The sequence below is a fragment of the Micromonospora sp. CV4 genome, assembly GCF_003667455.1.
Taxonomy (GTDB): Bacteria; Actinomycetota; Actinomycetes; order Mycobacteriales; family Micromonosporaceae; genus Micromonospora.
Map to the genome: position 1 here is coordinate 1 of NZ_RCVI01000091.1, position 3905 is coordinate 3905.

Here is a 3905-nt window from a genome sequence, read left to right on the forward strand (position 1 = left end):
CCACCGTCCTGCTGGCCGGGCGTCGCGCCGCCGTCGGCCGGGCCCTCGGCGCCGCCGTCCGCGCCACCGTCCTGGCGACCCGGGGTCGCACCACCGTCGGCCGGGCCCTCCAGGCCGCCGCCGCCCGTGGTCTGCATGTCGTCATCGTTGAGTGCCATCGGTACTCCCTCGGGTGTGCCGCCCCGCCGTACGCCGGGGTCCATCGTGCTGCGGGTGGTACCCCACGCGCGATCTTCTCTAACCCACACCGTAGACGCCGAACCGGGGCGACACGGGCGGTTCACCGGCGCGCGGCCCGGTGCCAGGATGAAGGGATGATCCTGGTGGGCACCTCCGGCTGGCAGTACCGCGACTGGCGCGGCCGCTTCTATCCGCAGACGCTGCCGCAGCGGCTCTGGCTGGAGCACTTCGCGGCCGGGTTCGCCACCGTCGAGGTCAACAACGCCTTCTACCGGCTGCCGGAGCGGGACACCTTCGCCGCCTGGCGGGCCCGGACCCCGGCGGATTTCTGTGTGGCGGTGAAGATGAGCCGCTACCTGACCCACATCAAGCGGCTGCGCGACCCGGAGGAGCCGGTGGCCCGGTTCCTCGGCCGGGCGACCGCGCTCGGTGACCGGCTCGGCCCGGTCCTGCTGCAACTCCCACCGAACCTGCCGGCGAACGTCGACGCGCTCGACGCGACGCTGCGGCTGTTTCCGGCCGAGGTGCGGGTGGCGGTGGAGCCGCGGCACCCCTCGTGGTGGACCGACGCCACACGCGGGGTGCTGGAACGCCGGCGGGCGGCGCTGGTCTGGGCGGACCGGCTGGGTCGCCCGGTCGCCCCGCGCTGGCGCACCACCGACTTCGGCTACCTGCGGCTGCACGAGGGACGGGCCCGGCCCTGGCCCCGGTACGGTCGCACCGCGCTCGCCTCCTGGGTGCGCCGACTGGCCGACGCCTTCGGCGCGGACGAGCCGGCGTACGTCTACTTCAACAACGATCCTGGCGGCGCCGCCATCGTGGACGCCGTCGCGTTCGCCGCCCTGGCCAGCCGGGCCGGTCATCCGGTGTCCCGGGTGCCGTCCGCACCACCGGCGGAACCGGCCACCTCCGACGGCTGAGCCCGCCCGACGACGGTCGGGCGGGCCCACAGCGTCAGGACGGCCCGTCAGGGCAGCATCCGGGCCAGGTCCTTGGGCATGGTGTCCTTGACGTCCTGCCACTCGCCCTGGGTGACGTGTCGGCGCAGGGTGTCGAGCACCACCTGCGTCACCCGCTCGGCGCCGCCCTCGGCGTCGTACGGGAATCCCTGGCGCACCTCGTAGAGGAAGTCGTCCCGATTGAGCTTGATCGGGACGTCCGCGGGGTTCCAGCCGTCGAAGTAGATCCCCCGGACCAGGATCGGCAGCTGCTGGGCGAACTCCACGCTCTCGTTCACGGGCAGCCGGTCCCGTAGCAGGTGCAGCACCGTGCGCAACGCCGCGTACGACTGGTTGCGTCGGTCCTTCGGCCAGCCGTAGGCGTTCTCGATGTCCTTGAGAATGAGGTTCGTCTTGTCCAGCGAGGACTCGAACGCCGAAATCATCGTGTCAGCCATCGGTCGACCCCCGTTCCGCGGTGTCCCACCGTTGGTCGTCGTTGCGCCGCGGCGGCCCCGCCGGGCCACGTCGGGCCCGTATCGGGCTGCCCTGCGGCGCGCGCCGGGCGTTGTCGGCCGTACCGACCACGTGCAGGACGGCGCCACGCCGTCTATCCGCCACCAGTCGAACCGTCATTCCCGTCACCTCCGTGTCGTCTCCGGCGCCGGCCGCCCTCACGACCGCACGCACCTGCCAGCCTGCCCGTCCGGTGGGTGACCCGGCCCCACCCCGAACGGGTGAGCCGGACGACGTTGCTCGACCCGCTCAGGCCGCTCAGTCCGCGCCGAGCAACCCGGCCAGGGTCTTCGCGTTCGTCTGCGCGTAGTCGCGGTAGCAGTTGTTCATCAGCACGTGTGTCTGCCCGGCCTCGTCGGCCAGCTCGCGCAGCTTCGGCGCCCAGTCGGCCAGCTCCCGCTTGGAGTAGTGGTAGCCGAACTTCTCGTGGATGTCCTTGCTGGTCCACTTGTCGCTGTGGCCGTGGAAGCGCACGACGGCGAGGTCCGCGGTCGCGGCCAGCACCGGGGGCAACGACGAGCGGTGACCCTGCGGCATGTCCACGCAGACGTACGGCAGCCGGTGCTCGCGCAGGAAGGCGAGGGTCTCGTCGGCGTTGGCGCCGTCGAACCAGGAGGCGTGGCGGAACTCGTAGACCGGGCGCAGCGGCGCGCAACGCTTCGCCACCTCCAGCAGGTACTGCTTGTTGTCCCGCTTGATGGTGAACCAGGGCGGGAACTGGAACAGCAACGCTCCCAACTTGCCCACCTGGACCAGCGGGTCCAGCGCGGACAGGAAGCGCGTCCACACCTCCTCGTACGCCTGCGCGGGCAGGTCGTCGGGGTAGATGTTCTTCTTGTCGGTCTCCGGGCGCAGGTCCTTGTAGAGCGCGCTGACCCGGGTGGGATGACCGGTCAGCAGGCTGAACGCCTTGATGTTGAAGGTGAAGCCGTTCGGCGTGCGCTCGGCCCAGAGCCGCGCGGTCGCCTCGGCGGGCGGCGAGTAGTAGGTGGCGTCCACCTCGACCAGCGGAAACTGTCGGGCGTAGTACGCCAGCCGCTTCTCCGGCGTGTCCGCGGTCTGCGGATACCAGCCCGAGTCCAGCAGCGTGCGGTCGGTCCAGGAAGCGGTGCCCACGAGAATGTCACCCATGGGTGGAGTCCACCGTGTTCCGGACCGACCGGCAACCGCTGACAGCCGCTCAGGCCGCCCGCCGCTCGCGGGTCTGCTTGCAGGTCACGCAGGTGGTGGCGGACGGGAAGATCTCCAGCCGCTCCACCGGGATCGCCGCCGAGCAGCCTTCGCACCAGCCGTAGGTGCCCTCCGCGAGCCGGGCGAGGGCGTGCTCGTACTGGGCGCGGCGGTCGAGGATGGTGCGCAACAGGGACTGCGCGGTGTCACGCTCGGCCGTCTTGGTGCCGCTGTCGGCCTGGTCGTCACCCGCGGTGTCACCGACCTCCACCAGCCGCAGCACCTGGCTCTGCAGCACGGCCTGCTCGTACTCCGCGGAGAGCTCGTCGTAGCGCGCCTGGAGGGAGCGCCGGATCTCGTCGATCTCCGCCTGGGAACGACCCGTGTCGACCGTCTCATGGACGAGCATCGCTGCCTGCCTTTCCTGGGCCTGATCAAGGTGAACCGGGAAGCCGGCGGCACCTGGCCCCGGTCGCGGTCGCGTCTGGTGCGCGGGCGGTCACCCGCGCTCTGTGAGCCGGGCGAGTACCCGCCGGAACAGTCGATCAAACCGGCGAATTTTCGGCGGTTGTCAGGCGTCGGCGCCGGGCTCCACGAGCGCCGGTCGGCGGGGGTCGTCGGCCCGTACCACCACGTCGGCGAAGCTGGCCGGAACGACCTCCTCGGCGTACCGGTCGAAGGCCGGCAGGGTCCAGTCCTGGGCCGGTTCGGTACGCCGGCGCAGCGCCGCCGCGGACAGCTCCAGGTGGACGGTGATGTCGAAGGGCAGGCCGCCGCCGAGCAGCAGCGCGCCGCTGACCAGGACCACACCGCCCGGTGGCAGGTCGACGTACCGGGCGCGGCTGGCCCGGTCGGCGGCGGCGTCCCAGAGCGAGGGGAGCAGCCGTCCGGTGCCGCCGGGGCCGGCCGGGTCGAGCACCTCCCGGCGTAACCCGGCCTCGTCCACCCACCCCTCGTAGTAGGCGTCCGGGTTGGTGCGGCCGAGTTCGAAGCGCAGCGACGCGGGGCGGAGGAAGTCGGTGGCGCGTACGTGCAGCACGGGCCGGCCCCGGGCGCGCAACGGTTCGACCAACGCGGCGGCCAGCGCGTCCGGTCCGGCGG

At 72.1% G+C, this 3905-nt stretch carries 5 protein-coding genes; 1 reads left to right on the plus strand and 4 read right to left on the minus strand.

Annotated elements, in window-relative coordinates:
• Positions 1-314 precede the first annotated feature (314 nt).
• Positions 315-1100 carry a DUF72 domain-containing protein gene (locus EAD98_RS00680; protein WP_121652162.1) on the plus strand — a complete coding sequence of 262 codons (786 nt, stop codon included), beginning with the start codon at positions 315-317 and terminating at the stop codon, positions 1098-1100.
• Positions 1101-1147: 47 nt separating this feature from the next.
• Here the strand turns inward: EAD98_RS00680 and EAD98_RS00685 are convergent, their stop codons facing one another.
• The 4 genes from EAD98_RS00685 to EAD98_RS00705 all read right to left on the minus strand — a co-directional run.
• Complete coding sequence (locus EAD98_RS00685; protein WP_121652163.1) at positions 1148-1576, minus strand: DUF2267 domain-containing protein; 429 nt, start codon at positions 1574-1576, stop codon at positions 1148-1150.
• A 316-nt stretch (positions 1577-1892) separates the two neighbouring features.
• Complete coding sequence (locus tag EAD98_RS00695; protein ID WP_121652165.1) at positions 1893-2765, minus strand: DUF72 domain-containing protein; 873 nt, start codon at positions 2763-2765, stop codon at positions 1893-1895.
• Positions 2766-2814: 49 nt separating this feature from the next.
• Positions 2815-3213, minus strand: coding sequence for a TraR/DksA C4-type zinc finger protein (locus EAD98_RS00700; protein ID WP_121652166.1), 399 nt, complete (start codon positions 3211-3213; stop codon positions 2815-2817).
• Between the two features lie 162 nt (positions 3214-3375).
• Positions 3376-3905 (minus strand): uridine kinase (locus EAD98_RS00705; protein WP_121652167.1); only part of this gene is annotated, 530 nt, incomplete at its 5' end.